Origin of the sequence: Mesorhizobium carmichaelinearum (genome assembly GCF_900199455.1) — a bacterium.
Classification (GTDB): Bacteria; Pseudomonadota; Alphaproteobacteria; order Rhizobiales; family Rhizobiaceae; genus Mesorhizobium; species Mesorhizobium carmichaelinearum.
Genome location: NZ_FZQR01000028.1, coordinates 13,940 through 40,344 on the forward strand (window position 1 = coordinate 13,940; position 26,405 = coordinate 40,344).

The following is a 26,405-nucleotide window of genomic DNA, read 5'->3' on the forward strand; positions in this document are numbered from 1 at the left end:
GCCATGATAAGCCGCATGCGTCCGATCTCGCAAATCGCCTCTCTGACCCTTGCCGTGGCCGTTTTCGTGACGGCGCAATGCGCAGTGGCCGGCAGCCAATATGTGGTCCTGTCGACTGAGCCGGTTGTGGAAGAACTGCCGCCAGGCAAGGTCTTCGCGCCAAGCGACGTTATCAACGTGCCGGCCGGTACAGTCGTCACCTTGCTCGGCGAGGACGGCAGCGTGAATCCAATTTCAGGGCCTGCTGCCTTCGTGGTCACTGAGGATGCCTTGACGCCCAACAGTTCGCCGCGGGCAGGCGACGGGCAGGCGGGACCTTCGAATCTTGCGCTGATAGCGAGCCTGTTGACCAACGAGCGCCAGAGAAGCGAGTCCATCGGAAGCGCGCGCACCACCGCCGGCCAATCCAAACCAAGTGGTCTTGACGATCCCTGGGCGATTTCCATCGAAGAATCCGCTCCCGGCTGCATCCGCAATGGCGATGTGGTTCTTGCACGCCGCGGTATGGGAGAGAGGGTAGTGTTCTCGGTTCGCTTCGGCGGTGGGCAGTCCTTGACGGGCTTGGTCTGGAGCGCCGGCAAGCCCACTTACTCGCTTCCGAACCCTGTCCCTGCCCAGGTGAAATCTTTCGTCGTCGAGACCAACAAGACATCGGCGTTGATCGAGATCAAGGTGTTTCCGCAGAACGCCATTCCCCAAAATCCGGTGGGCGTTCTTGGATGGATGGTGAGTAGCGGTTGCAAACGCCAAGCGTTGGCCTTTGTGCGTCAGCTTGTGACGAAACAGCAGTAGCTTGCCGGCCGGGATCGGCGCCGTGAGCGACTTGCTGGCCGGCATGACCACTGGTGCAAGCGTGCCCCGAGCCCAGCTCCGTGTTTCCCATAAGGTCGGTTCCTCTGTCTGCGACGGCCAGCGCTTGATTGCCTGGCCGGCACCTCGCTGATAGCTTCGCCTGCCAGAATTGGGAGGGGGAGGGGAGCATGAAACGGTGCATTCTCCTGTTTGTGACGTTGGTGGCGGCGCTCTTTTCAAGTTCCGCACTGGCCGACAAGTTCCCTGTCGGCTTTAAGAACAATGGGCTGAACGGGCCATTGAGACCGGTGACCAAGGGCGGCGTCACCACTTTCCAGATATTCGATCGCAAATGCAGCAGCGTGGACTACGGTGACGGCCGTGGCGAGAATGACTGCCACAACGGCAATGTACGCGCCACATTGATTGGGCCGGACGGCAGGATAGGCGAGAGCATGGACTATCGCTTCGACCTGTGGGTCGATCCATCGTTCAACTATCTCGGCTTTTTCAACGGCCAGTCGATAGCCTTTCTGCCGGACGGTTTGGACAGCCGCCTTCGCATCGCCAGTTGGGAGGGGCCGTTCATCCACAATTTTCTTTATATGCTGAAGGTGGACGCAACCAAGGGTGTTACCTTCCTCGGCAATGAGTGCCAGGCGCCGGCGCGTTTCGGTTCCTGGGTGGCCTTTTCCATGAAGGTACGATGGGCGGCCGACAGGACGGGCTGGATCAGAGTCACCTGCGACGACACGTTGATCTATTCTGCCGACAACATTCCAACCAACCAGGCACCGCATTGCTACATCACCAATCAGTGCGAGCCTGGTGTCGCGAAGAATCCAAAGCGGTTTACCTTTTGTGTAGGTCCGGTGATGGCGGGCTTCGGGCCCGAATGGGAGAAATACGGGCTCACGTCGCAGTTCACTGCGATTCAGCCAGAGGGTATCACCATCAAGATGCGCAACCTTTCGGCAAAAAAAGGGGTCAAGCCGTAAATGGGACCGAATGCCCAATTTACCTCAGGCATGTCGTCACGGTTATCGCCACGTCTGCGGCGACCGCCACGGATGATTTCACCTTCACGCTTTCAGGGTCAAAGACCTTCGTAGGCGGGGCGATCAGCTTCGGCCCTTAGCTGGCGATTGCCATCCCGATGCCGACGCTTAGGCAGATAGCGAGGCCGCAACTATGACGCTAGTTTTCATCCCTTGGTCCGTATTCTCATCAGCCCTTTGATCTTTGTTCCATCTGGCCCAAACATTGAGTATGCCCAGCGGCACACGTCTTCTGGGAGTTGTGATGCTTCGGGACGCCCAGCGAATGGCGCTACGTTCGAGAGCATGGACTGTTCGCCCTCGTTTTCTGCAACTATGATTGAACTTGGGGTATCCGGAAGCCCTACGGAAACTGCTACCCCCATGGCTATATCAGGGTCGAGTTCATAGGCTGGGCACTTAGACGAATACCAAAGAGCATTGGTGAAATCACCACGCCGCGTGTCAGCTTGAGATCCAACAACACTGGCCAGCAAAGCGGCTACTGCAATCTGGTATTTCAACGTCCGCGCTATCACCGCCGCGCCTTCCGCCAACCAGCCGCGACGGCCTCGGCCTCACTACAGAACCATCGCTCGCCATACTCTGGCCGGATAATCGTCTCGATGTAATGTTTTTGGCCGGGGACGTGATAAATGTGCTCCCCGGTGTTGATCGAGATATTTCCTTTGATGTTGCAACCGACGCCAAAGAGGGAAGTGCTAGGAGCCGCGTCGACAATGCCTTCAGGTGGCATGAGGCTTGGTGCCGCGCCGATGATATCGGGGTTCTGAGAGAGGATCACGGCCACGGGCACAAGGATCAGCGCGAACAAATACTCTAGCCGCCAAAACCCGCGGTGCCGCTTCTTGGCGTCCTTTCGCCACCGGTCAGTCTGATCGGCACCTTCATGACGCTGGACTTTGCCCACGTTCGTCTGTCTCTCTCGGCCCTGTTAGTAGCCCGTCTCGTGACCCGTACGACCGCCTGGCTTCGCCTCAGCAGCCCGGCCGCCGCAAAGCCTGCCCGCGCTGTCCGTTTGTGTTTGAAGGTCGCAAGGATGTTGTTCGCCTGAACCGACATTCACCACGATGCCGGCTTGCGGTGCAGGCCCTAACGTCGTCCCCCGATATCGTTGAACGACGCCGGCGATCCGCTGCCCATCGCTCTCAATGTGCGTGTTCTGGCTATTCGGGTTGAACGGGTCGACGGTCTGGGCGATGCTGTTGGCGCGGTTGGCTTCGCCGGCGGCGAGCGTCACGGAGTCGTAGTGGTTGAGGTAGTCAGCGCCGCACCCGCTGACTCCCAGAAGGGCGCTCAGGCAGAGCAGCGATCCCCGGCGCCAGATCGTCGTCGCGCCAACCATCAGACCGGTGCCGGGTTGACGCCAGCCGCCCTAAGTCGAGCCCCAAGCTTCGCTCGAGTGCCGCATGCGGCTTTGTCGCCAGCGACGCATTTGTTGTTCGCATCCGACCAATCCAGAAGGGCCGTGTTGATCCAACTGCCAGGTGCGCTCTGTATCCCATAGGGTGTCGGCGGCGCACCGGCGGCTACGGCTGATGCAGCCGCGGTGCCCTGTCCGTGCGGCGCGCGCTTCCATCCACTTAGGATGAGGCAGTTCTTCATGTATTGATCTTCGGCGGCCAGGTTGCCGAGAGCATTGCCTATCCCGGCTCCTGCAACGAAGCCGGGCGATCCGATGGCAATATAGCCTTGGTCAACCGACCCTTTTTGCATCTCGCACTGAGCATGGGCGACATCAAAACTTGGCCCATAACCGATTTGCATGTAGTCGGCTTGATTGCTTGTTTGGCAGCCGCAAAGCGGCGCAATGGCAACTAGTGCCATCAACATCTTTCTGTTCATCCCCAGCCCTCCCAAGGCTTTAAATCAGCATCTACTAAAATTAATATTTCTGCAAGATATGACAGTTGTTCTGGTAAATTCCGACCTGGACACAAAGTGCTCGGTCGTCTCAAGAGATATACCGGGTTATTCATAGTCCGTCGTCGCAATGGCTATGTGCGACGGCGAAAAACAGCCGGGCGGGTGGGTTGGTGACCCGCCTATAAGTTGCGACTTATGCAATATCGGCGCGTTCTGGGAAACTCGATCAGCAAGCTGTCACCCGCCGTGCCGACCAGCCGACCATTGAATTGCGCAATCTTCGGATCGATCACCTCGGCGCGCAGTGTCTTCAGGTGCAAAAGGGTTCCGGCCTCGTCGGCGCCCATCAGACGCGAGTACCCGACAACGTCCGCAGCCAGGACCGCCACGAGTTTCCGTTCCGGCCGCGCCACTCTCCCTCCTGGACTGCAAAAGCGTTCACATCGCTTTGCGGTGGGCGGAGTACTCGCGTCTAGGCGGGCGCGGACCGGAGGCTATGCGCAATATGTCGTCGTTCCGGCCGCGAACGTCATTCCTCTTCCAGAGGGAATCGAGCTTGTCCAGGCCAGCGCGCTTGTCATCCAGGGCCTGACTGCGCTGTTCTCGCTCACGCATCCCTTCTGGCACTTGTCCGAACGCGGTGCGGAGATCACGCTGGCCAGTCCGAAAGGCGGTAGGATTTTGCCTGATAAGATCAGCGGTCCCTATTCGAAGAATTCCTGGGAGGCTGGCGACCTCGTCAGCAAAGGGTTCCTCTCCGATCCGGCGCTGATCGAGCGCCTGAGCCCAACCGTCGCCCTCAAGGACGTCGATATCGCGTCATTCGACGGAATTCACATAGTCGGTGGCGGTGGCGCGGCGGTCGATCTGTATCCCAGCGAAGACGTCGCACGCATCCTCGAGGCGGCCTTCGCCCAGGGAAAGATCGTAGGCACGATCTGCCACGGGTCGATCGCGCTCGCCAACGTACCCTTCCGGGTCTCGGGCCGCTCTGCGACCGGCTTCTCGCGCACGGAAGACGCGCAGGCCGAGGAGCTATACGGCAAGGACTTCATCCCAAACTTCCCGCAGCCGGTCATGGAAGCGGCCGGAATCAGGTTCAGCTGCGTTGAGCCATGGGGCGTCCATGTGGTCGTCGACGGCACGCTTATCAGCGGCCAGACCCAGCAATCGGCCTCCGAATATTCAATCGCCTATCTTTATCTGCTCGCGGGCGGCAGTCCGGTGAAGAGAAACTAGGGATTGTCAGGACGTAGCTCAAAGTGGGGCCAGTCGATGTTTGAGATTGGTGGTTATTGCCTCCCAGCACCGCAGCCTAAGACAGGCGGATAGCCTCACCGCGTGCCGATGCGGCAGAGCTGCGTGCCAACGACGGATATCCTGGGTTCGCTTGCTGTAACCTGCCGGTCAGCTAACGGCCCATTGCAGTCATCCGAAGACTGCCGGCAACTGAACGCTGGTTAGGAGAGCTATACACCCTGCCAGCCGCTAAGAGCTGCCAACTACTTTCCATTTCTGTGGGGATATCTGTGGGGTGTCGGGAGAAACAAACACCTAAGTGTCTGTTTTTTCTGGTCGGAGTGGCAGGATTTGAACCTGCGACCCCCTCGTCCCGAACGAGGTGCGCTACCAGGCTGCGCTACACTCCGTGACCAGACGGCGGGCTTATAGCCGCCACACCTCATTCCTGCAAGCGGCAATGGCAGGACTTCTGTCGCATTTCATCAGCTTTCGCCGCGCATGCCGCTGGCGCCCCAGTTAAATGCGCGCGCCCAGTCGGCAAAACCGTGCCAGCGCACCTCTGGGAATTGCCTGTGCAAGGCGGCGATGTCGACGTCGTAGCCGACGCGGTCGAACCATTCGAACATCAGCGCGGCGTCCTCGCTCTGCTGGCGGGCAGCATCAATCGGGATTTCCTGATAGCGAATCGGCAGGCCGATGGCCTCGGATAGGATTTTCGCTTGCTCTTCGCCGGACAATTCATCCCCGGCAAAATCGAAGCGCTTGCCGAACACCTGTTCCCGCCGTTCCGCGAGGGTGGCGACGAAGGCGCCGATATCCGCCAGCGCGACCAGTTGGAGGACGCGCTTCGGCGGCATGGCGAAGGCGTGAATGCCCTGGCTGAGCGTGCCGATCGACCACGGCGCGACGGCATTCTCCATGAAGGCGACCGGCGCGCTGATCGTGTAGGGGATGCCGAGCTGCCTGACATGCTGCTCGACCAGATATTTGCTTTCGAAATGCGGAATGCCGGTCTGCTTGTCGGCGTCGGCAACGGATGAATAGATCAGGTGTCCGATGCCGGCGGCCTTCGCCGCATCGGCGGCAAGGATCCCCTGGCGGGTTTCCTCCTCGAGGCCGGCCTCGTAGCTGTTGCCCATCAGGAACATGGTGTCGACGTCCTTTGCGGCCTTCACGACGGAGGCTGCGTCGGCGAGATCTCCGGCCACAACCTCGGCACCCGCCGCCGTCAGTTGCCGTGCGGCATCGCTGTCGGGCTTGCGCGTCAGTGCCTTGACGCGATGGCCCCTGGACAACAGGGCACGCGCAACGGCGCCGCCTTGCTGGCCCGTGGCGCCGGTCACAAGAATGCTTCGTTTGCTGGTCATCTCATTTGCTCCATCTTGTTTTGTCTGGAGCAAAATTAGGCTCTGTCGCATTGATGCATAATTGCCTATAATTGGAAAACTTTGTCCCAATCTTGAGCACAATGATCGACCTCAACGATGTCATCGTGTTTGCCCGCGTCGTCGAAGCCGGCAGCTTCACCGCTGCCGCGCGCCTGCTCGCCATGCCAAAGACGACCGTCAGCCGCCGGGTCGCCGCGCTCGAACGCGAGGTCGGTGTGCGCCTGCTGCAGCGCACCACGCGCAGCCTCAACCTGACGGATGCCGGGCGCCTTTACTATGAGCAAAGCAGCCAGGGCCTGCGGACGATCGAGGAGGCGAATCTGCGCCTCGCCGAGGCGAGGGCGGAGCCTTCAGGCTCGATCCGCATTTCGGCCCCTGTTGGTTTCAGCGGTCACTTCCTCATCCGCGCCGTGATCGAGTTTCTGGCACTGTACCCGAAGACCAATGTCGAGCTCCGTCTCACCGACGACAAACTCAACCTGGTCGAGGACGGCATCGACCTCGCCTTCCGCACCGGGAGACTTGAGGATTCGACGCTGATTGCCCGCAAGATCGGTTCCACGCACCGGCTGCTCTGCGCCAGCCCCGACTATCTGGCACGCTACGGCATGCCGGAAGGCCCGGCCGATCTCGTCCGCCATCGATGCGTTATCGCCGGCCCGTCGGCCTCGGGCGCTCACTGGGTGCTGGACGGACCACAAGGCCAGGAAACCGTCGTGGTCGCCGGGCGCTTCGCCGCCAATGAGATGCAGGCGGTGGGGGCGGCCGCAATCGCAGGCTTCGGCATCGCCCAATTGCCCCAGCTGATGGCCGAGGGGCTGATAAACGAGGGACGGCTGCGGCGCGTTCTCGATGGCTACACGACGCCGGCCGGCGGCCTGCACGTTCTCTATCCCAGCAGCCGGCACCTTTCACCCCTGGTTAAGGCCTTCATCGATCTGGCGGTCGAGCGGATTTCCAATCGGGCAAACGCGGCTTAAGGCATATCTGCTACGTCAGGCCAACTTCCAAGCGAGACCCGAATGAGCCAGCGCATCGTCAGTTTTGTCATGAGCGGCGGCGTCGGTTCGCGGCTCTGGCCGCTGTCACGCGAGGACAATCCCAAGCAGTTTCACGATTTTTCCGGTGACGGCTCGATGCTGGCCAAGACCTTGCGACGGCTGACCGCAAGGCCGGCCGGCCAAACGCCGATCTTCCTGATCGCCTCCGAGCGCCATGCCGATCGTGTCCATGCCGACCTGGCCGGGCTCGACCTCGCCGGCGGCGGCCCATTGTTCGAACCCACGGGGCGCAACACCGCCGCCGCGATTGCACTCGCAACGCTGCGCACTTTGTCCGAATTTGGCGACAGCCTGGTCCTGGTCGTGCCGTCGGACCATGAAATATCGACCGCGGGGCAATTCTGGCAGAGCGTCGAGGCCGGCGCCGAGGCGGCGCATGCCGGCCGGCTCGTCGTGTTCGGCATCAAACCGACACAGCCCGAAACCGGCTATGGCTATATCGAGGTAGCAGGCGCGCAGGGCGGCATCTTCGACGTGACGCGCTTCGTCGAAAAGCCGGACCTTGCGACCGCGCAGGGTTATCTCAAGGCGGAAAGCTTCTACTGGAACACCGGCATCTTCCTGTTTCGCGCCGCTGCCATGCGTGACGCCTTCGCCGCTTTCGAGCCCGACATCTGGCAGGCCACCGAAGCCGCCTACCAGGCGGCGACATCGGACCTGTCCGGCCTCTATATGCCGCTGGAGCTCTATGAGGCCATCCCGTCGATCTCGATCGACTATGCCATCATGGAACGGGCGCAAGGCATTGCCATGGTGCCGGCCGACTTCCGCTGGAACGATCTCGGCTCCTGGCAATCGCTGCTCGACGTCGGCCCGGCCGACGACCACGGCAATGTCGTCATCGGCGATGTCGTCGCCATCGATTGCGAGAACTCCTACATCCGCAGCGATGGCCGCCTGCTGTCGGCGATCGGGATGAAGGATGTCGCCATCGTTTCGACCGCTGACGCGACTTTCGTCGCGCCGGTCAGCCACAGCCAGCACGTCAAGAAGATCGTCGAGCAGCTCGAAAAATCCGGCCGGCTGGAAACCAGGTTCACGCCGGCGCATGACCGCGTCATCGAAAGCGGCGCCTGGCGGCGGCGCGTCCACCACTGGCTGTTCCAGGAGACCTTGCCGCTGTGGTCGACATCAGGTGTCGACGAGCGCCATGGCGGTTTCCATGAAGCGCTCGGCTTTGATCGCGCGCCGCTGATGAAGCCCAAGCGCATGCGCACAATGGCCAGGCAGGTCTATGCCTTCGCGGTCGCCAGCGCGCGCGGCTGGGATGGCCCGGCCGACCGGCTGATCAGCCACGGCATCGAGTTCATGGTCAGAAATGGCCGCACCGACAAAGGCGGTTGGGTGCGCACCCTGCATGTCGATGGCTCCGTCGCCGACCCCACCGAGGATGCCTACGATCATTCCTGCGTGCTCTTGGCGCTGGCGCATGCGCATATGTCGGGCAATCCCGATGCCTTGCGGCTCGGCGAAGAAACTTTCGCCTTCCTCGATGCCCATCTCGAGGATCGCCGCATGACCGGCTTCCTCGAAACATCGGACGGAGAGGGCGAGCGGCGCTCCAACCCGCACATGCATCTGCTCGAAGCGTTCCTGGCCTGGCATCAGGCAACCGGCGAGCGCGCTCATCTGCGCCGCGCGGCACGCATCATCGATCTATTCCGCAGCCATTTCTTCGACCGGGAAAGCTGGACGCTGGGTGAATATTTCGATGATGAATGGAAGCCGTCAGCCGGCGACAAGGGCGCGTGGACCGAGCCCGGCCATCACTTTGAATGGGCGTCGCTGCTGGTCGATTTCGCCGGACGCAGCGGCCAGGCCGAATTGAGTGGTTTCGCCAGGAAACTCTATGCCTCGGCCATCGCCAATGGCCTCAACCGCGCCACCGGCCTTGCCTATGGCGCCGTCTCGCGGCAGGGGCTGCCGCTGGACCTGATCTCGCGCAGTTGGCCACAGGCCGAAGCGGTCAAGGCGGCGATTGCGCTGGATGGTTCGGGTGGACCCGATCTCAAGCCGGAGATCGAGGAACGCGTCGGCCGGCTGTTCCGCTGGCACATTGACCCGGCGCCGCTCGGCCTGTGGATCGACCGCATCGACGAGCGCGGCCGTTCGCTGGCATCGGACGTGCCGGCCAGTATCTTCTATCACCTGGTCTGCGCGTTGACCCAGTATTTGGATGGGACGGCGGGGGAGGCGGCTTGAGCTTGGCTCAATACGGGCTCGCCACGTCCCCCGTCTCGACATAGATCGATTTCAGCTGCGAATAGAGCGCCAGTGCCGCCAGCGAATTTTCCCGCCCGATGCCGGATTGCTTGAAGCCGCCGAAGGGGATTTCCACAGGCGTCAGATTGTAGGCGTTGATCCAGCAGGTGCCGGCCTGCAGCTCGGCGATGACCCGGTGGGCGCGCGGCAGGTCGCGGGTGAAGACACCGGCGGCGAGGCCGAATTCGGTGTCGTTGGCGCGGTCGATGACCTCGTCCTCGCCATCAAATTTCAGCACGCTCATGACCGGTCCGAAAATCTCCTCACGGGCGATGCGCATATTGTCGGTGACACCGGTGAACACTGTCGGCTCGACGAAGAAGCCGCCGTCAAAACCTTGCAGCGAGGGCACATTGCCGCCGCAGGCCAGTGTGGCGCCATCCTGCTTGCCGACCTCGATATAGCCGACCACCTTCTCATGCTGTGCCTTGGAGACCAGTGGCCCCATCTGGGTTTCGGGGTCAAGCGGATCGCCGATGCGGATCTTTTTGGTCCGCTCGACCAGACGGTCGATGAAGCGGTCGTGAATCCCGCTCTGGACGAAGACGCGCGTGCCGTTGGAGCAGATCTGGCCGGTGGAGTAGAAATTGCCGAGCATGGCGCCACCGATGGCGTTCTCGATGTCGGCATCGTCGAAGACGATCAGCGGCGACTTGCCGCCAAGTTCCATCGTCGCATGCTTCATCTTCGAGCCGGCGAGCGACAGCACCTTGCGCCCGGTTGGCACCGAGCCGGTCACCGAAACCTTGGCGACGACATCGTGGCCAACGAGGCCGGCGCCGACATCGCCATAGCCCTGCACGACGTTGAACAGCCCGTCGGGCAGACCGGCCTCGCTATAGATTTCGGCCAGCGCCAGTGCCGAAAGCGGCGTGTTTTCCGACGGCTTGAACACCATGGCATTGCCCATGGCGAGCGCCGGTGCCGATTTCCAACCGGCGATCTGGATCGGGTAGTTCCAGGCGCCGATGCCGACGCAGACGCCGAGCGCCTCACGCCGCGTATAGGCAAAGGGCCCGCCGAGGTCGACGGCCTCGCCATTGTAGGCGGCGACCGCGCCGCCGAAATATTCAAGGCAGTCCGCCGCGGATGGTGCGTCCGCCACCAGTGTCTCCTGGATCGCCTTGCCCGTGTCGAGCGTCTCGATGCGGGCAAGGTCGGCATTGCGGGCGCGCAGGATGTCGGCGGCACGGCGCAGGATGCGGCCGCGCTCGACCGGCTTCAGCCGCGCCCAGGCAGGCTGCGCGGCTCGTGCGGCCTCGACAGCGAGTTCCAGCACATTCGGCGTCGCCGAATGCAGGGTGGCGATGACCTCGCCGGTTGCCGGATAGATGACCGGCAGCGGCGCGCCTTGCTCGTCGTCGATATAGCGTCCGTTGACATAGTGCGATGCCGTGGGCTGGGCGCGCATGGGAATCTCCAAATTGTCTTTCGCGGCATGCGGATCGTGCAGTCACACGATCATGGCCTATCTGTCGGACAGCTGCCAGCGCGGATTGATCCACGGTTCCTGGTTGGACGGCGCCAGCGGCGTGCGGCCAAGAATGTGGTCGGATGCCTTCTCGCCGGTCATGATCGACGGTGCGTTGAGATTGCCGTTGGTGACGCGCGGGAAGATCGAAGAGTCCGCGACCCGCAGACCGTCGACGCCGATGACCCGGCATTCCGGATCGACGACACTCATCAGGTCGTCGGCGCGGCCCATCTTGCAGGTGCCGCAGGGGTGGTAGGCGCTCTCGGCATGGTCGCGAATGAAGACGTCGAGATCGTCGTCCGATTGCACATGGCTGCCCGGCGAAATCTCCTGGCCGCGATAGGCGTCGAAGGCCGACTGGCCGAAGATCTCGCGGGTCAGCCGGATGCAGTGGCGGAACTCCGTCCAGTCGTCCGGATGCGACATGTAATTGAAGCGGATCACCGGCTTCGCTTTCGGGTCCGGCGAGCGCAGCGTCACCGAGCCGCGCGACTTCGACCGCATCGGTCCGACATGCGCCTGGAAGCCATGCGACTTCGCCGCCGCCTTGCCGTCATAGCGCACCGCCGCCGGAATGAAGTGATATTGGATGTCGGGATAATCGACACCGGCGCGCGAGCGCACGAAGGCGGCCGCCTCGAAATGGTTGGTGGCGCCGAGGCCCGATTTGAAGAACAGCCACTGCGCGCCGATCAGTGCCTTGGAGAACGGGTTCAGCACGGAATTCAGCGTGATCGGCTTGGTCGATTCCTGCTGGATATAAAGCTCCATATGGTCCTGCAGATTGCCGCCGACACCGGGCCGGTCGGCCACCACGGCGATGCCGTTTTCGCGCAAATGCTCGGCAGGCCCGATGCCGGACAGCATCAGGATTTTTGGCGAGTTGATTGACGAGGCGGCAATGATCACCTCGCGTCGCGCCTTAACGACCTGAATCTGTTTATGAGCTTCGATCTCGACGCCAACGGCGCGTTGATTCTCGATGATCACCCGGCGGGCGAAACCCTTGACCAGGCTAACATTCTTGCGTTTGAGAGCTGGCTTCAGATAGGCCGATGCCGTCGACCAGCGACGGCCGCCGCTTATGGTCTGCTCCATCGGCCCAAAGCCTTCCTGCTTGGAGCCGTTATAGTCGTCGGTTAGTTCGAAGCCGGCCTGGCGGCCCGCTTCGACGAAGGCGCCGTAGAGTGGATTTTTGCGCGAGCCGCGCTGGACGTGCAGCGGCCCGCCGTGGCCGCGCCAGCCATCCTCGCCGCCGTCATTGTCCTCCATGCGCTTGAAATAGGGGAGCACGTCGGCGAAGCCCCAACCCGTCGCACCTTCTTCGGCCCAGTGGTCGAAGTCGCGGGCATGGCCGCGCACATAGACCATGCCGTTGATCGAGGACGAGCCGCCGATGACCTTGCCGCGCGGCGTCGCCAGCACGCGGCCGCCGAGATGCGGCTCCGGTTCGCTGGCGAAGCCCCAGTCGTAGAGGCTCATATTGAGCGGGATCGACAGCGCCGACGGCATCTGGATCAGCGGCCCGATATCGCTGCCGCCGAATTCGATGACGATGACCGAGTTCTTGCCGTCCTCCGACAGGCGATAGGCCATGGCCGAGCCGGCCGAGCCGGAGCCGATGATGACGAAATCCGCTTCAAGCATGGTTCATATGCGCCATAAAATCGGCGAGCGAGACATTGCCGCCGGTAGCCACAATAAGGACGGTCTTACCCGCCACATTCACCTTGCCGCCAAGCAGCGCCGCCAGCGACGCCGCGCCCGATGGCTCGAGCACCAACTTCATGCGCTCGAAGGCGATCCGCATGGCTTTGCGCACCGAGGCGTCGTCGACAGTGACGCCGCGAACGCCGGCGGTCTTGACCGCCGCGAACGGCGCGTCGCCCGGTCGTCGCGACATCAGCCCGTCGCAGATCGATTTTGGGCCGATCGGCATGGTCTCGATGCTGCCATGCGCCAGCGACGAGCCCATGCCATTGAAACCTTCCGGCTCGACGCCGATGATCTCGGTCGCGGGCGACAGATAGTGGAAGGCGAGCGAAACGCCGCCGATCAACCCGCCGCCGCCGACCGAGCAGAACAACAGATCAGCGCTGGCGTCCTTGGCCTCAAGCTGGTCGAGCGCTTCGAGGCCGGCACCCGCCTGGCCGGCGACGATCTCCGGATCGTCGAAGGGATGCAGCAAGGCCAGCCCTTCGGTCTCGGCGATCTCGCGCGCCTTGGCGGCGGCGACCTCTTCACGCGCGCGATCGCCGTGGTCGGTCAGCACGACGCGCGCGCCATAGCCCGCCGTCGCGTCGCGCTTGGCGGCCGGCGCGTCGATCGGCATGACGATGGTGACCGGAATGCCGAGCGCTTGCCCGGCAGCGGCCAGCCCTTGCGCGAAATTGCCGGAGGAATAGGCGACGACGCCCTTCCTCGCCTCGTCGGCCGAAAGCCGCTTCAGCCGCCAATAGGCGCCGCGTATCTTGAAGGATCCCGCCCATTGCAGCGATTCCGGCTTGATGAAGACGCGGGCAGCACCCGTCTCCCTGGCCAGTGCTGTCGATTCCAGCAGCGGCGTGATCTGCGTCGCCCGGGAGGTGACGGCATAGGCCTGTTTGAGATGGGCCAGCGAAGGGACGAGAAGGTCTGCCATCATTCGCCTCGCGGGAACCGTTTCTGCTCTTCGAGCACGTTGAGATCCATGTGGTTGCGCATGTAGCGTTCGGAAGCCTTCTGCAGCGGCTGGAATTCCCAGGGGTAGTGCGTGCCGTTGCGCAGCGCCGGGTAGACTACCCAGCGCCGTGCCTGGCTGGCACGCACGGCGGCGTCGAAGGCCGCCATGTCCCAGCGCGCGCGCACCTTTTCCAGGAAAGCCGCCACCAGATCCGCATGCGCCGGATCGGCGGCGAGATTGTTCAGCTCGTGTGGATCGGATTCGATATCATAGAGTTGTGACGGGTCGATCTCGCAATGGACGAACTTGTAGCGGCCGTCGCGGATTGCCACCAACGGTGCGTTGGAGCCTTCGGCGGCATATTCCATCAGCACCGGCGCGGTGCGTGGCTTCCCATTCAGCAGCGGCAGCAGCGACTGACCGTCGGTCCATGGCGCGATCGCGCCCATGTCGATGCCGGCGAGATCGCACAGCGTCGGCGTCACGTCGAGGTTGGAGACCGGCGCCTCGATCAGGCCGGCGGGAACGCCCTTGCCGGCGATCATAAACGGCACCCGCGCCGAGCCCTCGAAGAAGCACATCTTGAACCACAGGCCACGTTCGCCGAGCATGTCGCCATGGTCCGAGCAGAACAGGATGATCGTGTCGTCGAGCATGCGCGTGCGCTCGAGCACCGACAGCAACTCGCCGACCTTGTCATCGAGGTAGGAGATGTTGGCGAAATAGCCGCGCCGCGAGCGGCGGATCTGTTCTGCCGTGATGTCGAAACTGTCGTAGTCGGAAGCCTTGTAGAGCCGCTGCGAATGCGGATCCTGCTTGTCGTACGGGATGGAACCGATCTCTGGCTCCAGAGCCGGGCAATCCTCGTAAAGATCCCAATACCGCCGCCGCGCCACATAGGGATCGTGCGGATGGGTGAAGGAAACGGTCAGGCACCAGGGCCGGTGCGCGGCATCGTCGGAGACGCGGGCGAAGTCGTAGAGCTTCTGCACCGCGTGGAAGGCGACCTCGTCGTCATACTCCATCTGGTTCGAGATCTCGGCGACGCCGGCGCCGGTCACCGAACCCAGATTGTGATACCACCAGTCGATGCGCTCGCCAGGCTTGCGGTAGTCCGGTGTCCAGCCGAAATCGGCGGGATAGATGTCGGTGGTCAGCCGCTCCTCGAACCCATGCATCTGGTCGGGGCCGACAAAATGCATCTTGCCCGACAGCACGGTGTGGTAGCCGTCGGCGCGCAAATGATGGGCAAAGGTCGGGATCGACGAGGCGAATTCGGCGGCGTTGTCATAGACCTCGGTGCGCGATGGCAACTGGCCGCTCATGAACGAGGCGCGCCCTGGCGCGCAGAGCGGTGAGGCGGTGTAGTTGTTCTTGAATCGGGCCGAACGCGCCGCGAGCGCCTTCAGATGCGGCGCATGCAGGAAGCCTGCCGGGCCATCGGGAAAAAAAGTCCCGTTGAGCTGATCGACCATGACGATCAGGAAATTGGGCCGCTTGACTGTCACTGTTTGTGCCGCTCGCCGAGTTTGGTTTCGAGATAGTCCTCGACCAGCGCGATCGCGGTCGCGGCGTCGGGCACGCCGTCCTTCAGCGCACGCCTGATGTAGAGCCCGTCGATCATCGCCGCTGTCGCTTCGGCGGCACGGTCGGCCTCGGCCCTGGGCAGGATGCCGGCCAGCCCGCTCATCAGATTCGAATGCAGCCGTCTTGCATAGACCCTGAGCAACCGGCGCAAAGCCGATGATTTCTGCGCCTCGACATAGAAGGCGAGCCAGGCAGCAATGGTTTCCGGCTGGAATTGGAGATCGGAGAAATTGACGGCTACAACGGCGGAGACGCGCTGACGAGGAGTCGTCGCGGAACCAAGGGCGCGAAGTGTGTCCGCGGTCAGCTCGGCCAAGATGTGGCGCATCGTCGCCAGCAGCAATTCGTCCTTGGCGCCGAAATAATGATGGGCAAGTGCGGAGGACACACCGGCGCGGCCGGCTATCTCGGACATGGTCACGTCCAAAGAACCGCGCTCGCCGATCGCAGAGATCGTCGCGTCGATGAGCGCCTTGCGGCGCAGTGGCTCCATTCCGACTTTCGGCATGCTGTTCCCGATTTATGCGCGGAGATTATTTTTTATTGACGGGTCAATCAACAAAAAATCGACACGACCACGACCTGTACCAAGCGATTGTCGGCTTGCGGCCCTTCACGGCCTGGGTGAGAATGTTTACATTTGAACAATAAAGGCGAAGTGCGCCATGAGCCTGGTATGCTAGGCTGGCGCCAAGGATGGAGACCGCCATGACCGCATGCATCGTCGGCTGGGCGCATTCGCGCTTCGGCAAGCTCGAGGGCGAGACGCTCGAAAACCTGATCGTCAAGGTCGCGACGGACGCGCTCGACCATGCCGGCATCGGCCCGGACGAAGTCGACGAGATCGTGCTTGGCCATTTCAACGCCGGCTTTTCGGCACAGGATTTCACCGCCAGCCTGGTGCTTCAGGCCGACGACCGGCTGCGCTTCAAGCCGGCGACGCGTGTCGAAAATGCTTGCGCCACCGGATCGGCGGCGGTCCGGCAAGGCATCCGCGCTATCGACGCCAACGCGGCCCGCATCGTGCTGGTGGTCGGCGCCGAACAGATGACGACGACGCCCGGTCCGGAAATCGGCAAGAACCTGCTGAAAGCGTCCTATCTGCCCGAGGACGGCGAGACGCCTGCGGGCTTCGCTGGCGTCTTCGGCAAGATCGCGCAGGCCTATTTCCAGCGCTATGGCGACCAGTCCGATGCGCTCGCCATGATCGCCGCCAAGAACCACAAGAACGGCGTCGACAACCCCTATGCGCAGATGCGCAAGGATTTCGGCTATGAATTCTGCCGGCAAGAGAGCGAGAAGAATCCCTTCGTCGCTGGCCCGCTGAAGCGCACCGACTGTTCGCTGGTCTCCGACGGTGCTGCGGCTCTGATCCTTGCCGACACGGCAACAGCGCTGAAGATGCGCCGTGCGGTCGCCTTCCGCGCCAACGAGCATGTGCAGGATTTTCTGCCAATGTCGAAGCGCGACATCCTGTCCTTCGAAGGCTGCGAGCAGGCCTGGACCCGGGCGCTGAAGAACGCCGGCGTGACGCTCGACGATCTGTCCTTCGTCGAGACGCATGACTGCTTCACCATTGCCGAGCTGATCGAATACGAGGCGATGGGCCTGGCCAAGCCGGGCGAGGGCGCCAAACTGGCGCTGGACGGCACGACAGCAAAGGACGGCCGCCTGCCGGTCAATCCCTCCGGTGGGCTCAAGGCCAAGGGCCATCCGATCGGCGCCACCGGCGTCTCCATGCATGTCTTGACCGCCATGCAGCTTGTCGGCGAAGCCGGCGGCATCCAGGTGCCGGGCGCGAAGCTTGGCGGCATCTTCAACATGGGTGGGGCTGCGGTCGCCAACTACGTTTCCATTCTCGACCGGATCAGGTAAACCGCCCCAGCATTCGTTGGAGGTGGCATGGCAAATCCGGTTCTGATCGAGGTTCTGCGCGGCACGATCGTCGAGAGTGTGCATCGCGGTGCCGTCGCTGTCTTCGATGCCGACGGCAAGCCGGTCCTGGAGATCGGCGACACCTCGAAGCCTGTGTTTCCGCGCTCGGCGGTCAAGGCCATCCAGGCCTTGCCGCTGGTCGAAACGGGTGCTGCCGATGCCTACGGCTTCGGCAACCGCGAGCTGGCGCTGGCCTGTGCCTCGCATTCGGGCGAGCCGGCGCATGTCGAACTGGCGCGCTCCATGCTGGCCAAGGCCGGGTTGGACAAGTCAGCGCTTGAATGCGGCGCGCATTGGCCTTCAAACCACGACGCCGAGATTGCACTCGCCCGCACTGGCGATTTGCCCAATGCGCTGCACAACAACTGCTCAGGTAAGCATTCCGGCTTCCTCTGCACCTGCGTCCACTCCGGCATTGCGCACCGCGGCTACGTCAAGGCGGGCCACGGCCTGCAGGAGATGCTGCGCGACGCCATGCAATCGGTCACCGGCGCTGTCCATGGCGCCGATGAGCGGGCAACCGATGGCTGCTCGATCCCGACCTATGCGGTGCCACTCAGAAGTTTCGCGCTGGGCTTTGCCCGCATGGCGACGACAAACGGTTTTGGTCCAGAGCGCGCGAAGGCCGCGAAGCGCTTACTCTCCGCCTGCATGGCAGAGCCCTTCTTTGTCGCCGGCACCGGCCGCGCCGATGTCGCCTTGATGGAGGTCGCACCGAGCCGGATTTTTGCGAAAGGCGGCGCCGAAGGTGTCCACTGCAGCGCGATACCTGAACTTGGCCTCGGCATCGCGATCAAATGCGATGATGGCGCCGGCCGCGCTGGCGAGGCCATGGCTGCCGCCGTCCTTGCCAGGCTGTTGCGTGCCGACGAGGCGGTGGCGGCGAAGCTCATCGAACTGGCGAACGCGCCGATTGAAAGCCGGATCGGCGCCAAGGTTGGGGCGCTGAGGCCGACACCAGCCTTGAATTGAAAACTGCCCTCAACTGACGCGGTTGCGCTCGACCGTCAGATGCGCAAAGCCGCTGTTGCTTAACTGAGTCAGGTCTGACGTCACCGGCTCGGCCCATCGCTGGCCGATGACGGCGCCGTTCAACGCGCCATCGATGACATTGTCGGAGATGACGGCCGTGCCGGCGCCCTCGACCACGCTGACGACTATGCCGGTGCCCGCCTTGCGGATGATGTTGCCGGTGGCTACCACATTGCGCAGATACGGCCCCCAGCCGATCGACATGCCGTAGAGCGGCGCATTCTCGATGACATTGTTGGAGGCGATGGTGTCGGCCTCGACGGCGATACCGACGCCGAAGCCGGGCGGATCGGCGGTGTAGGGGCCGCTGGTCGACAGATTGCGCACGATGTTGCCGGAGCAGACACCCATGCGACCGCCTTCGTTGAAGTTGACGATCGAGATGCCGTTGGCCGCGCCGTCGACGATGTTGTTGCTGATGACGGCGCCCTCGAAGGAGAATTCGGAATAGACCGCGGTCTCGCCCGAGCGCGAGCAGGTGTTGCCTGAAATCTGCAGATTGCTGGAACTGTTGGCACGGATCGCCGAGAAAGCGCAGTCCGAAACGACGTTGCCCGAAATGATGACGTTGCCGGCGCGGAAGGCATTGATGCCATTGCCGTTCTGGCCGGTCCCGCCGCTGCGCGCGCCGATGCGTTCGACACGGTTGCCGGTAACCATCGTGCCGTCTTCGGCCGCCTGCCAGCGATGCACCAGGATGCCGCCATTAGCGCAGTCCGAAACGGTGTTGCCTGTGACCGCCAGTCCAGCCGCCTCGACCGAATAGATGCCGGCGTCGGCCGCGCCCGATATGTCGGAGCGTTCGATACGGCCCGCCGCGTGTTCCAGCGCCAGCCCGTTCTTGCCGCTGCCGGTTATCTGGCAATTGTCGACAACGAGATGGCCGACCCGGCGCAGTTCGAGCAGCCCTTGCGCATAGTCGCCCATCGAGCGGTTCGAACCGTCGAAGACCAGCCCGCTGAGTTCGATATGGTCGGCCTGTTCGGCCATGAAGAGGTGACCGTCGCCGCCATAGACGATCCGCGTGGCCCCCGGCACTCCGGAAAGACGCGCACGGCTGGGCAGCGAGAGATTGGACACCACATAGGTGCCCGCCGGCAGGAACACCGGTATGTCGCGATCGTTCGCGTCACGCAGCAGCTTGGCGAAGGCCTTGCTCTGGTCGTCGAATGTGCCGGGCTGCACGCCAAGTTCGGTGGCATTGATCGAGCCACGCATCGAGGCTTTTTCGATACCGGTCAGGCTGGCTGCCGCCGCCTTGCCGAGCGCGAGACCCATGACGGCAAAGCCGGCGGTTCCAGTCAGCAGCGTTCGTCTGTTCAACATCGGCACAGAATCCCAGGGTTCAGCCGTGACAGCGCAGGAATCGTGCCAGACTTTGTGTTCTCCTTCGCGCGGTATCGACAATGGCTTGTCGAGCCGCCGCTTGGCGCCTAAGTTCAGGCAATGAGCAGAGCTTTTACCCGCGAAGAAGACAGCGAGAATGCCATTGCTGGTGTTGGTGAGCGGCCGATCAGCACGCACCGCAATCTCGTGACCGAGCGCGGCCTGGCGCAGATCGAAGACAATCTGGCCGATCTGCGCGATATTCTGGCGAAAGCCGAGAAGAAAGCTGACCGCGAGCGCATCGCGGTCGTGTCGCGGGATTTGCGCTATTGGACCGCCCGGCGCGAAAACGCCGAGCTTTCCGTACCGGAACCCGGCAGCGACGTCGTCCGCTTCGGCATGGGCGTCACGCTGGAGGGCGATGACGGCAAGAAGGTGCACTGGAAGATCGTCGGCGAGGACGAGGCCGATCCCACCAAGGGCAGCATTTCGCATGTTTCGCCGATGGCCGTCGCCTTGTTCGGCAAGAAGGTCGGCGATGTGGCTGCGGTCAACGGCAAGGAATGGGAAATCGTCAAGCTGTCAGAGAGCTAATCGTCAAGCTTGACGACATGGTCGCGGAAGAATGCAGCGGCGCCGGCTTCGTCGATTTCCCCTGAAGCGATAGCCATGACGAACTCGTAAAGCGTGCCGTTGTCGGCTGTCAGGACATGGCCGTTCACGATCAAAAATGCGCCAGCGGCCACGATGGCAGTCCGCTTGTTGCCATCGACAAAGGCATGGTTCCTGGCAATACCGAAGACATAGGCGGCTGCAAGATCCTCGATCGTAGGATCTCCATAATTGGCCTTGTTCTCGGCACGGGCGAGCGCGGATTCGAGAGCGTTTTCATCTCTCAAGCCTTGCGCTCCGCCATGCCTGCGCAATTGCTCGGCATGCATTGCTTCGACCGCGCGCCGGGTGAGGAACTCCCAACTCATTCGGCCAGCTTCTGAAGCGCGACCTTGTATTTGTCCATGACCTTGCGAGCAGCTTCCATTTGCCGCTCGAAACTGTCGTCCATCGGTTCAAGGGCAATGCCCTTGTCCGTTTCGACGATCTGAAGCTGATCGCCCGTCTTCATGTTCAGACGTTCAAGCAGTTCCTTCGGCAGGATCACACCTTCGGAATTGCCGATCTTGCGAATGGTCGTGTTCATGACGGATTATCCTGTTGCAACGCCAATTATAACCCGATTGGCGGCATGTTGCAACAAGGATTATAACAAGTCTATTAGGTTGACAACAACCTATCCATCAGCCGATCCGCAGCTTCTGGAATAACCGTCCCCGGCGGGAAGATTTCCGCCGCCCCGGCTTGCAGAACCGCCTCATAATCCTGCGGCGGGATGACGCCGCCGGCCACGATCAGCATGTCGCCGCGGCCGAGCTTTTTCAGCGCGTCGCGCAATTCGGGGATCAACGTCAGGTGTCCTGCTGCCAGCGATGAGGCGCCGATAATATGGACGTCATGCTGGACCGCCAGTTTCGCAATCTCTTCCGGTGTCTGGAACATCGCGCCGACTGTGACATCGAAGCCGAGATCGGCGAAGGCCGTGGCGATCACCTTCTGCCCACGGTCGTGGCCATCCTGTCCCATCTTGGCAACGAGGATGCGCGGCTTGCCGCCGTTTTTCTTCTCGAAAGCCGCGAGCTTGTCCTGCAGCCCGTCGACCACGGGACTGTCGCCAAGCGCCTTGCGGTAGACGCCGGAAATGGTCTGCACTGTCGCGACGTGGCGGCCAAAGGCTCTTTCGAGTGCAAACGAAATCTCGCCGACTGTCGCATTGGCCCGCGCGGCGCGGATGGCGAACTCCAGCAGGTTTTCATTGCCCTGTGCAGCGCGGGTCAGCGCATCGAGCGCGCTTTCGACGGCGGTAACCTCGCGCGTGCCCTTCAGCCGCTGCAGCTTCGACAATTGCCGGGCCCTGACCTCGGCATTGTCGATCTTCAGCACATCGACCTCGATGTCGTTCTCGGGGCGATGCGCGTTGACGCCGACCAGCATCTGCTCGCCGGAATCGATGCGCGCCTGCGTGCGCGCCGCCGCTTCCTCGATGCGCAGCTTCGGAATGCCCTGTTCGGTCGCTGCGGCCATGCCACCGAGAGCCTCGACCTCCTCGATATGGCTCAGCGCGCGCGCCGCCAGATCGTGCGTCAACCGTTCGAGATAGGCCGATCCGCCCCACGGGTCGATGATGCGCGTCGTGCCGGATTCCTTTTGCAGGATGAGCTGCGTGTTGCGGGCGATGCGCGCCGAATGGTCGGTCGGCAGCGCCATCGCCTCGTCGAAGGAGTTGGTGTGCAGCGACTGGGTATGCCCCTGCGTCGCGGCCATCGCCTCGATCATGGTGCGGATGATGTTGTTGTACGGGTCCTGCGCCGTCAGCGACCAGCCGGACGTCTGGCAATGGGTGCGCAACGACAGCGAGCGCTCGTCTTTCGGCGCAAAATTCTTCTTCATCAGAGTCGCCCACAGCAGGCGCGCGGCCCTGAGCTTGGCGACTTCCATGAAGAAATTCATGCCGATCGCCCAAAAGAAGGACAGGCGCGGCGCGAAGCGGTCGATGTCGAGGCCCGCCGCGACGCCGGCGCGGGCGTATTCGATGCCGTCGGCGATCGTGTAGGCGAGCTCCAGGTCGGCGGTCGCGCCGGCTTCCTGCATGTGATAGCCGGAGATCGATATCGAATTGAACTTCGGCATGTTCTTCGACGTGTAGGAGAAGATGTCCGAAACGATCCGCATCGAGGGCTTTGGCGGATAGATGTAGGTGTTGCGGACCATGAACTCCTTCAGAATGTCGTTCTGAATGGTTCCGGCCAGATCCTTCTGCGCGACGCCCTGTTCCTCCGCCGCGACGATGTAGAGCGCCATGATCGGCAGCACCGCGCCGTTCATCGTCATAGATACCGTCATGTCGCCGAGCGGAATGCCGTCGAACAGCTGTCGCATGTCGAGGATCGAATCGATGGCGACGCCCGCCATGCCGACATCACCGGCAACGCGCGGGTGGTCGCTGTCATAGCCGCGATGCGTGGCGAGATCGAAGGCGACCGACAGGCCTTTCTGGCCGGCGGCAAGATTGCGCCGGTAAAAGGCGTTGGATTCCTCGGCCGTCGAGAAACCGGCATATTGCCGGATCGTCCAGGGCTGCTGCACATACATGGTCGGGTAGGGGCCACGCACGAAGGGCGGCAGGCCCGGATAGGTGTCGAGATGCGGCAGGCCCTTGAGGTCGCCCTGATTGTAGAGATGCTTGACGATAAGGCCTTCCGGCGTCGTCCGCTGGCCCTTGACCTCGACCGGTCCGCGGCGCGGCGGCGCCCAGCCGATCTGACTGAAATCCGGGATCAAGAGGCTGCCCCGATGGATTGGTCGATGCGGACCGGAAACAGCGGTTCGCACAGGACGACGCCTTCGGTGAAAGCGGGCCGCTGAACCGCGTCCAGTGTCTCGACCGGACGCTCGGTCTTCTGCGGATAGAGCGTGGTGCCGATAATGGCCCGCTCGCCGGCCTTGAAGGCGGCGTCGCGGCGAGCGGCCGCGGCGCGAACGCGTGTCTGGATATGTCCGTCCCGAAGGCTGGACAGCACACCTCCCTCGGCCTCGATCGTCTGCAGCTCCGCCCAGGTGGCTTCGCAAAGGTCTGACGTCAGCGCTTCGACCGCGCCGGACCCATAGGCGGGATCGGCGACATGGTCGACATGGCTTTCATTGGCCATGATCAGCTGCGCGTTGCGTGCGACGCGGCGGGCAAAAGGCGCCGGCAGGCCGTGCGCGATCGTGTGCGGCAGGATGGAGATCGAATCGGCTCCCCCCGCCGCCGCGGCGAAACAGCCGATCGTCGTGCGCAGAATGTTGGTCTCCGGGTCCAGTGCCGTCATCATGCGAAAAGAAGTCTCGGCATGGATGTTGGCCGTGGAGTTGGGGATCGAGCAGGTCTCCTGCACCCGTGCCCAGAGCCTGCGCAGCGCCCTGACCTTGGCCGTCGACAGGAACTGGTCCTGGTCGACGCTGAGCGCGAAGCCGATATGCGGTGCGGCATAGACGAGCGGCTGCCGCGCCTTCTCGAACATTCTGAGATATGAGACCGCCGAAGCCAGCATGATGCCGAGCTCCTGCGCCTCCGTGGCGCCGGCATTGTGGAAGACGCGACCGTCTGCTTCCAAAAGCACGCCGGGAACGCCCATCGAGAAGAAATGCGCCAGCGATTGCGGCATCGATTCCTGCAGCGCCTCGATCGACATGCGCAGCCGGCCGGTGCCCGCAAGGATCGCCGCCGGGTCGATGCCGAAGGACAGATTGAGCTTTGCCGGGTCGGAGCGGCGCTTGCTCAGGAACGCCACCAGCCAGTCGGCCATGGGGCGGCTCCACGGATGGGTGTCGATGCGGATCTGGATCCGGTTGAGGGGGACGCCCTCCAGCACCGTCTCCAGCGCCTGCGCGGTTCTCGGCAGACCGTAGCCAAATGCGTTAGGAGCACCTTCGAAGACAAGCGACAGTCCCGTCGCGCCCTGCGCGATATCGTCCAGGACCTGCGCCTTGGCGCGATCGACATCAGGATCGTCGACGCGCTGGCTGACGATCCAGGGCGATCGGGGATTCGCGCGCACGATCGGCTCGGCCCCGCTCGCACGCTCATAGAGCGGTTCGATGCGGATGGTGTCGTCGGTGTGCGAAACCAGCTTTTCCTCGAAGGATGCGCCGGCCAACGCCTTTTCCGCCAAGGCCAGCCAACGCTGGCGCTCCGCGTTCACAGGTTCAGCATCCCTAGTCAAGGCTCCGGCGCCCATTCATCTTCCTCGTTTTCATGCGGCCGCACCAGCCATCAGCATCAGTCTACGGTTCCCGGTTCATTACCGCAATGCAATGCAATCGCGAGGGCCGGATTCGATCCCCGATATATAGGTCGACCCATGTGGACGAACCATGAACGATTGCCAAACACCAGCAAAATCCGCAAGTTCCAGAATCCGATTTCGGCGATAGGCCCGATTGAGACGATCGGCCCCGCTTTGGACAATTGGCATTGTCGCTGTGCAACAGCCTCACTATACCTTCGGGCAAAGGCTGGCTTTTGACACATCAGTTTGCGGAGACCCTGGATATGGCTGACGACACCAGTATTTTCATCGGCGCCAGCCGCAAGCCCGACGACAGCTATCAGCGCCCCGAGCAATTGCTGCTGCAGTACGGGAATCGCCATGGCCTGGTGACCGGTGCCACCGGCACTGGCAAGACCGTCTCCTTGCAGATCCTGGCCGAAGGCTTTTCGAATGCCGGCGTGCCGGTGTTCTGCGCCGATATCAAGGGCGACTTGTCGGGTATCGCCATGATGGGCACGGCACAGGATTTCCTGGTCAAGCGGGCCGCGCAGGTCAAGCTCGACCCCTACGACTTCCAGGAATTCCCGGTCATCTTCTGGGACCTGTTCGGCGAGCAGGGCCATCCCATCCGCGCGACCATTTCGGAAATGGGGCCGCTGCTCCTGTCGCGGCTGATGAACCTGACCGACGCGCAGGAAGGCATCATGAACATTGCCTTCCGCATTGCCGATGAAGAGGGCCTGCTGCTTCTCGATCTCAAGGACCTGCAGGCGCTGCTTGCCAACATCGCCGAGCGCGCCGAAGAAATCAGCGCCCGCTACGGCAATGTCACCAAGCCATCGGTAGGTGCCATCCAGCGCACACTGCTGGTGCTGGAGCAGCAGGGCGCGGCCAACTTCTTCGGCGAGCCGGCTCTGCGCATCTCCGACATCATGCGCACCACGCGTGACGGACGGGGCGCCGTCAGCGTGCTCGCCGCCGACAAGCTGATGATGAATCCGCGGCTCTACGCGACCTTTCTGCTCTGGCTGATGTCGGAACTGTTCGAGGAACTGCCCGAGGTCGGCGATCCGAACCAGCCGAAGCTGGTGTTCTTCTTCGACGAGGCGCATCTGCTGTTCGACGAGGCGCCGAAAGTGCTGATCGACCGCGTCGAACAGGTGGTCCGCCTGATCCGCTCGAAAGGCGTCGGCGTCTATTTCGTCACGCAGAATCCCCTGGATATCCCCGAAAAAGTGCTTGCCCAGCTCGGCAACCGCGTTCAGCACGCGCTGCGCGCCTATACGCCGCGTGAGCAGCAGGCGGTGAGGACGGCGGCGGAAACATTCCGTCCCAACCCCGATTTCGACTGTGCCACCACCATCACCCAGCTCGCCACCGGCGAAGCGCTGGTCTCGACGCTGGAAGACAAGGGCATTCCGTCCATGGTTCAACGCACCTTGATCCGTCCGCCGTCGTCGCGGCTCGGGCCGATAACCCCCGCCGAGCGGCAAAAGCTGATCGCGCAGAGCCCTGTCGCCGCCCAGTACGACCAGGTCATCGACCGCGAATCGGCCTTCGAAATCCTGCAGAAGAAGACCAAGGAGGCGCAGGACGCCGAAGCGCAGGCGCAGCAGGCGGGCACTGGCGGTTCGCGCTGGACCATTCCGGGCTTCGGCAATGACGATCCCGCACCGCAGTCCGGTGGCCGCCGTGCACCGGCGCCGCGCCCCTCCAATCGCCAGACGGTGGCTGAAGCCGCGATCAAGTCGGTGGTGCGCTCGGTCGGCTCGTCGGTCGGACGCGCCATCGTGCGCGGGATCCTGGGAAGCCTGTCGCGAGGGCGTTGAGCCGCGCCCAGGGCAGCGAATCGGGC

At 62.8% G+C, this 26,405-nt stretch carries 23 protein-coding genes, 1 tRNA gene and 1 pseudogene; 9 read left to right on the top strand and 16 right to left on the bottom strand.

The window, feature by feature from the left end:
• The first annotated feature begins 15 nt into the window (after positions 1–15).
• Positions 16–792: a hypothetical protein gene (locus CKW40_RS34845; protein WP_143748432.1), complete on the top strand. Its 777-nt coding sequence runs from the start codon at positions 16–18 to the stop codon at positions 790–792.
• Between the two features lie 188 nt (positions 793–980).
• On the top strand, positions 981–1,790 hold the full coding sequence (locus CKW40_RS34850) for a hypothetical protein (RefSeq protein ID WP_095204250.1): 810 nt from the start codon (positions 981–983) through the stop codon (positions 1,788–1,790).
• Positions 1,791–2,364: 574 nt separating this feature from the next.
• Here the strand turns inward: CKW40_RS34850 and CKW40_RS34855 are convergent.
• The 4 genes and pseudogenes from CKW40_RS34855 to CKW40_RS44115 form a co-directional block, all read right to left on the bottom strand.
• Positions 2,365–2,760 (bottom strand): sunset domain-containing protein, encoded by a 396-nt coding sequence (locus tag CKW40_RS34855; RefSeq protein ID WP_095204251.1) that lies wholly within the window; start codon positions 2,758–2,760, stop codon positions 2,365–2,367.
• 24 nt (positions 2,761–2,784) lie between these two features.
• Complete coding sequence (locus CKW40_RS34860) at positions 2,785–3,195, bottom strand: hypothetical protein (RefSeq protein WP_095204252.1); 411 nt, start codon at positions 3,193–3,195, stop codon at positions 2,785–2,787.
• Positions 3,195–3,695 carry a hypothetical protein gene (locus tag CKW40_RS43285; protein ID WP_143748433.1) on the bottom strand — a complete coding sequence of 167 codons (501 nt, stop codon included), beginning with the start codon at positions 3,693–3,695 and terminating at the stop codon, positions 3,195–3,197. Before CKW40_RS43285 ends, CKW40_RS34860 begins: the two co-directional genes overlap by 1 nt.
• Before the next feature lie 239 nt (positions 3,696–3,934).
• Positions 3,935–4,129 (bottom strand): annotated as a pseudogene (locus CKW40_RS44115) (adenylate/guanylate cyclase domain-containing protein); the annotation flags it as partial.
• Positions 4,130–4,343: 214 nt separating this feature from the next.
• Here CKW40_RS44115 and CKW40_RS44120 point away from each other — a divergent pair.
• Positions 4,344–4,955 carry a DJ-1/PfpI family protein gene (locus tag CKW40_RS44120; protein WP_179298229.1) on the top strand — a complete coding sequence of 204 codons (612 nt, stop codon included), beginning with the start codon at positions 4,344–4,346 and terminating at the stop codon, positions 4,953–4,955.
• A 333-nt stretch (positions 4,956–5,288) separates the two neighbouring features.
• Here the strand turns inward: CKW40_RS44120 and CKW40_RS34875 are convergent.
• Both CKW40_RS34875 and CKW40_RS34880 read right to left on the bottom strand, forming a co-directional pair.
• Positions 5,289–5,365: transfer RNA gene (locus CKW40_RS34875), tRNA-Pro, on the bottom strand.
• Positions 5,366–5,440: 75 nt separating this feature from the next.
• On the bottom strand, positions 5,441–6,325 hold the full coding sequence (locus CKW40_RS34880; RefSeq protein WP_095204255.1) for an NmrA/HSCARG family protein: 885 nt from the start codon (positions 6,323–6,325) through the stop codon (positions 5,441–5,443).
• Between the two features lie 101 nt (positions 6,326–6,426).
• On the opposite strand from CKW40_RS34880, the gene CKW40_RS34885 reads away from it, so the two are divergent.
• Together CKW40_RS34885 and CKW40_RS34890 are read left to right on the top strand one after the other, a co-directional pair.
• The gene (locus CKW40_RS34885) at positions 6,427–7,326 is read left to right on the top strand and encodes a LysR family transcriptional regulator (RefSeq protein ID WP_095204256.1); all 900 of its coding nucleotides are present in this window, start codon (positions 6,427–6,429) and stop codon (positions 7,324–7,326) included.
• Positions 7,327–7,368: 42 nt separating this feature from the next.
• On the top strand, positions 7,369–9,609 hold the full coding sequence (locus CKW40_RS34890) for an AGE family epimerase/isomerase (protein ID WP_095204257.1): 2,241 nt from the start codon (positions 7,369–7,371) through the stop codon (positions 9,607–9,609).
• Between the two features lie 7 nt (positions 9,610–9,616).
• Here the strand turns inward: CKW40_RS34890 and betB are convergent, their stop codons facing one another.
• Genes betB through betI form a run of 5 tightly spaced genes read right to left on the bottom strand, consistent with a single transcriptional unit; the run spans position 9,617 to position 15,900 of the window.
• Positions 9,617–11,080: a betaine-aldehyde dehydrogenase gene (gene betB, locus CKW40_RS34895; RefSeq protein WP_095204258.1), complete on the bottom strand. Its 1,464-nt coding sequence runs from the start codon at positions 11,078–11,080 to the stop codon at positions 9,617–9,619.
• A 57-nt stretch (positions 11,081–11,137) separates the two neighbouring features.
• Positions 11,138–12,790 (bottom strand): choline dehydrogenase, encoded by a 1,653-nt coding sequence (gene betA / locus CKW40_RS34900; RefSeq protein ID WP_095204259.1) that lies wholly within the window; start codon positions 12,788–12,790, stop codon positions 11,138–11,140.
• Positions 12,783–13,787: a threonine/serine dehydratase family protein gene (locus tag CKW40_RS34905; protein ID WP_179298230.1), complete on the bottom strand. Its 1,005-nt coding sequence runs from the start codon at positions 13,785–13,787 to the stop codon at positions 12,783–12,785. Before CKW40_RS34905 ends, betA begins: the two co-directional genes overlap by 8 nt.
• Positions 13,784–15,313 carry a choline-sulfatase gene (gene betC, locus CKW40_RS34910; protein ID WP_095204261.1) on the bottom strand — a complete coding sequence of 510 codons (1,530 nt, stop codon included), beginning with the start codon at positions 15,311–15,313 and terminating at the stop codon, positions 13,784–13,786. The genes CKW40_RS34905 and betC overlap by 4 nt, the downstream gene beginning before the upstream one ends.
• Complete coding sequence (betI, locus tag CKW40_RS34915) at positions 15,310–15,900, bottom strand: choline-binding transcriptional repressor BetI (protein ID WP_095204262.1); 591 nt, start codon at positions 15,898–15,900, stop codon at positions 15,310–15,312. The genes betC and betI overlap by 4 nt, the downstream gene beginning before the upstream one ends.
• 200 nt (positions 15,901–16,100) lie before the next feature.
• On the opposite strand from betI, the gene CKW40_RS34920 reads away from it, so the two are divergent.
• Both CKW40_RS34920 and CKW40_RS34925 read left to right on the top strand, forming a co-directional pair.
• Entirely contained in the window at positions 16,101–17,267 is a 1,167-nt protein-coding gene (locus CKW40_RS34920) for an acetyl-CoA acetyltransferase (protein ID WP_095204293.1), read from the top strand.
• A 27-nt stretch (positions 17,268–17,294) separates the two neighbouring features.
• Positions 17,295–18,299, top strand: coding sequence for an asparaginase (locus CKW40_RS34925; RefSeq protein WP_095204263.1), 1,005 nt, complete (start codon positions 17,295–17,297; stop codon positions 18,297–18,299).
• A gap of 9 nt (positions 18,300–18,308) precedes the next feature.
• Here the strand turns inward: CKW40_RS34925 and CKW40_RS34930 are convergent, their stop codons facing one another.
• Positions 18,309–19,685, bottom strand: coding sequence for a TIGR03808 family TAT-translocated repetitive protein (locus CKW40_RS34930; protein ID WP_095204264.1), 1,377 nt, complete (start codon positions 19,683–19,685; stop codon positions 18,309–18,311).
• Positions 19,686–19,805: 120 nt separating this feature from the next.
• Between CKW40_RS34930 and greA the strand changes: the two genes are divergently transcribed.
• On the top strand, positions 19,806–20,279 hold the full coding sequence (gene greA / locus CKW40_RS34935) for a transcription elongation factor GreA (protein ID WP_095204265.1): 474 nt from the start codon (positions 19,806–19,808) through the stop codon (positions 20,277–20,279).
• Here the strand turns inward: greA and CKW40_RS34940 are convergent.
• The 4 genes from CKW40_RS34940 to CKW40_RS34955 all read right to left on the bottom strand — a co-directional run bounded on the left by CKW40_RS34940 (position 20,276) and on the right by CKW40_RS34955 (position 24,517).
• On the bottom strand, positions 20,276–20,665 hold the full coding sequence (locus CKW40_RS34940; RefSeq protein ID WP_095204266.1) for a type II toxin-antitoxin system death-on-curing family toxin: 390 nt from the start codon (positions 20,663–20,665) through the stop codon (positions 20,276–20,278). The two genes, greA and CKW40_RS34940, sit on opposite strands and share 4 nt — an antisense overlap.
• The gene (locus CKW40_RS34945) at positions 20,662–20,883 is read right to left on the bottom strand and encodes an AbrB/MazE/SpoVT family DNA-binding domain-containing protein (RefSeq protein WP_095204267.1); all 222 of its coding nucleotides are present in this window, start codon (positions 20,881–20,883) and stop codon (positions 20,662–20,664) included. The genes CKW40_RS34940 and CKW40_RS34945 overlap by 4 nt, the downstream gene beginning before the upstream one ends.
• 74 nt (positions 20,884–20,957) lie before the next feature.
• Entirely contained in the window at positions 20,958–23,078 is a 2,121-nt protein-coding gene (scpA, locus tag CKW40_RS34950; RefSeq protein ID WP_095204268.1) for a methylmalonyl-CoA mutase, read from the bottom strand.
• A complete protein-coding gene (locus tag CKW40_RS34955; RefSeq protein WP_095204269.1) occupies positions 23,075–24,517 on the bottom strand; it encodes a methylmalonyl-CoA mutase subunit beta in 1,443 nt (480 codons plus the stop codon). The genes scpA and CKW40_RS34955 overlap by 4 nt, the downstream gene beginning before the upstream one ends.
• A gap of 314 nt (positions 24,518–24,831) precedes the next feature.
• On the opposite strand from CKW40_RS34955, the gene CKW40_RS34960 reads away from it, so the two are divergent.
• Positions 24,832–26,379 (top strand): helicase HerA-like C-terminal domain-containing protein, encoded by a 1,548-nt coding sequence (locus CKW40_RS34960; protein ID WP_095204270.1) that lies wholly within the window; start codon positions 24,832–24,834, stop codon positions 26,377–26,379.
• The last annotated feature ends 26 nt before the right edge of the window (positions 26,380–26,405 follow it).

Excerpts from the sequence above, each read along its gene's own strand:
- CKW40_RS34945 (WP_095204267.1), bottom strand. The coding sequence starts at position 20,883 with ATGAACACGACCATTCGCAAGATCGGCAATTCCGAAGGTGTGATCCTG.
- CKW40_RS34880 (WP_095204255.1), bottom strand. The coding sequence starts at position 6,325 with ATGACCAGCAAACGAAGCATTCTTGTGACCGGCGCCACGGGCCAGCAA.
- CKW40_RS34925 (WP_095204263.1), top strand. The coding sequence starts at position 17,295 with ATGGCAAATCCGGTTCTGATCGAGGTTCTGCGCGGCACGATCGTCGAG.
- CKW40_RS34920 (WP_095204293.1), top strand. The coding sequence starts at position 16,101 with ATGACCGCATGCATCGTCGGCTGGGCGCATTCGCGCTTCGGCAAGCTC.
- CKW40_RS34960 (WP_095204270.1), top strand. The coding sequence starts at position 24,832 with ATGGCTGACGACACCAGTATTTTCATCGGCGCCAGCCGCAAGCCCGAC.
- CKW40_RS34940 (WP_095204266.1), bottom strand. The coding sequence starts at position 20,665 with ATGAGTTGGGAGTTCCTCACCCGGCGCGCGGTCGAAGCAATGCATGCC.
- CKW40_RS34860 (WP_095204252.1), bottom strand. The coding sequence starts at position 3,195 with ATGGTTGGCGCGACGACGATCTGGCGCCGGGGATCGCTGCTCTGCCTG.
- betB (WP_095204258.1), bottom strand. The coding sequence starts at position 11,080 with ATGCGCGCCCAGCCCACGGCATCGCACTATGTCAACGGACGCTATATC.
- CKW40_RS34930 (WP_095204264.1), bottom strand. The coding sequence starts at position 19,685 with ATGTTGAACAGACGAACGCTGCTGACTGGAACCGCCGGCTTTGCCGTC.
- CKW40_RS34905 (WP_179298230.1), bottom strand. The coding sequence starts at position 13,787 with ATGATGGCAGACCTTCTCGTCCCTTCGCTGGCCCATCTCAAACAGGCC.
- CKW40_RS34890 (WP_095204257.1), top strand. The coding sequence starts at position 7,369 with ATGAGCCAGCGCATCGTCAGTTTTGTCATGAGCGGCGGCGTCGGTTCG.
- CKW40_RS34955 (WP_095204269.1), bottom strand. The coding sequence starts at position 24,517 with ATGGGCGCCGGAGCCTTGACTAGGGATGCTGAACCTGTGAACGCGGAG.
- betI (WP_095204262.1), bottom strand. The coding sequence starts at position 15,900 with ATGCCGAAAGTCGGAATGGAGCCACTGCGCCGCAAGGCGCTCATCGAC.
- betA (WP_095204259.1), bottom strand. The coding sequence starts at position 12,790 with ATGCTTGAAGCGGATTTCGTCATCATCGGCTCCGGCTCGGCCGGCTCG.
- CKW40_RS34885 (WP_095204256.1), top strand. The coding sequence starts at position 6,427 with ATGATCGACCTCAACGATGTCATCGTGTTTGCCCGCGTCGTCGAAGCC.
- CKW40_RS43285 (WP_143748433.1), bottom strand. The coding sequence starts at position 3,695 with ATGAACAGAAAGATGTTGATGGCACTAGTTGCCATTGCGCCGCTTTGC.
- CKW40_RS34845 (WP_143748432.1), top strand. The coding sequence starts at position 16 with ATGCGTCCGATCTCGCAAATCGCCTCTCTGACCCTTGCCGTGGCCGTT.
- greA (WP_095204265.1), top strand. The coding sequence starts at position 19,806 with ATGAGCAGAGCTTTTACCCGCGAAGAAGACAGCGAGAATGCCATTGCT.
- CKW40_RS34850 (WP_095204250.1), top strand. The coding sequence starts at position 981 with ATGAAACGGTGCATTCTCCTGTTTGTGACGTTGGTGGCGGCGCTCTTT.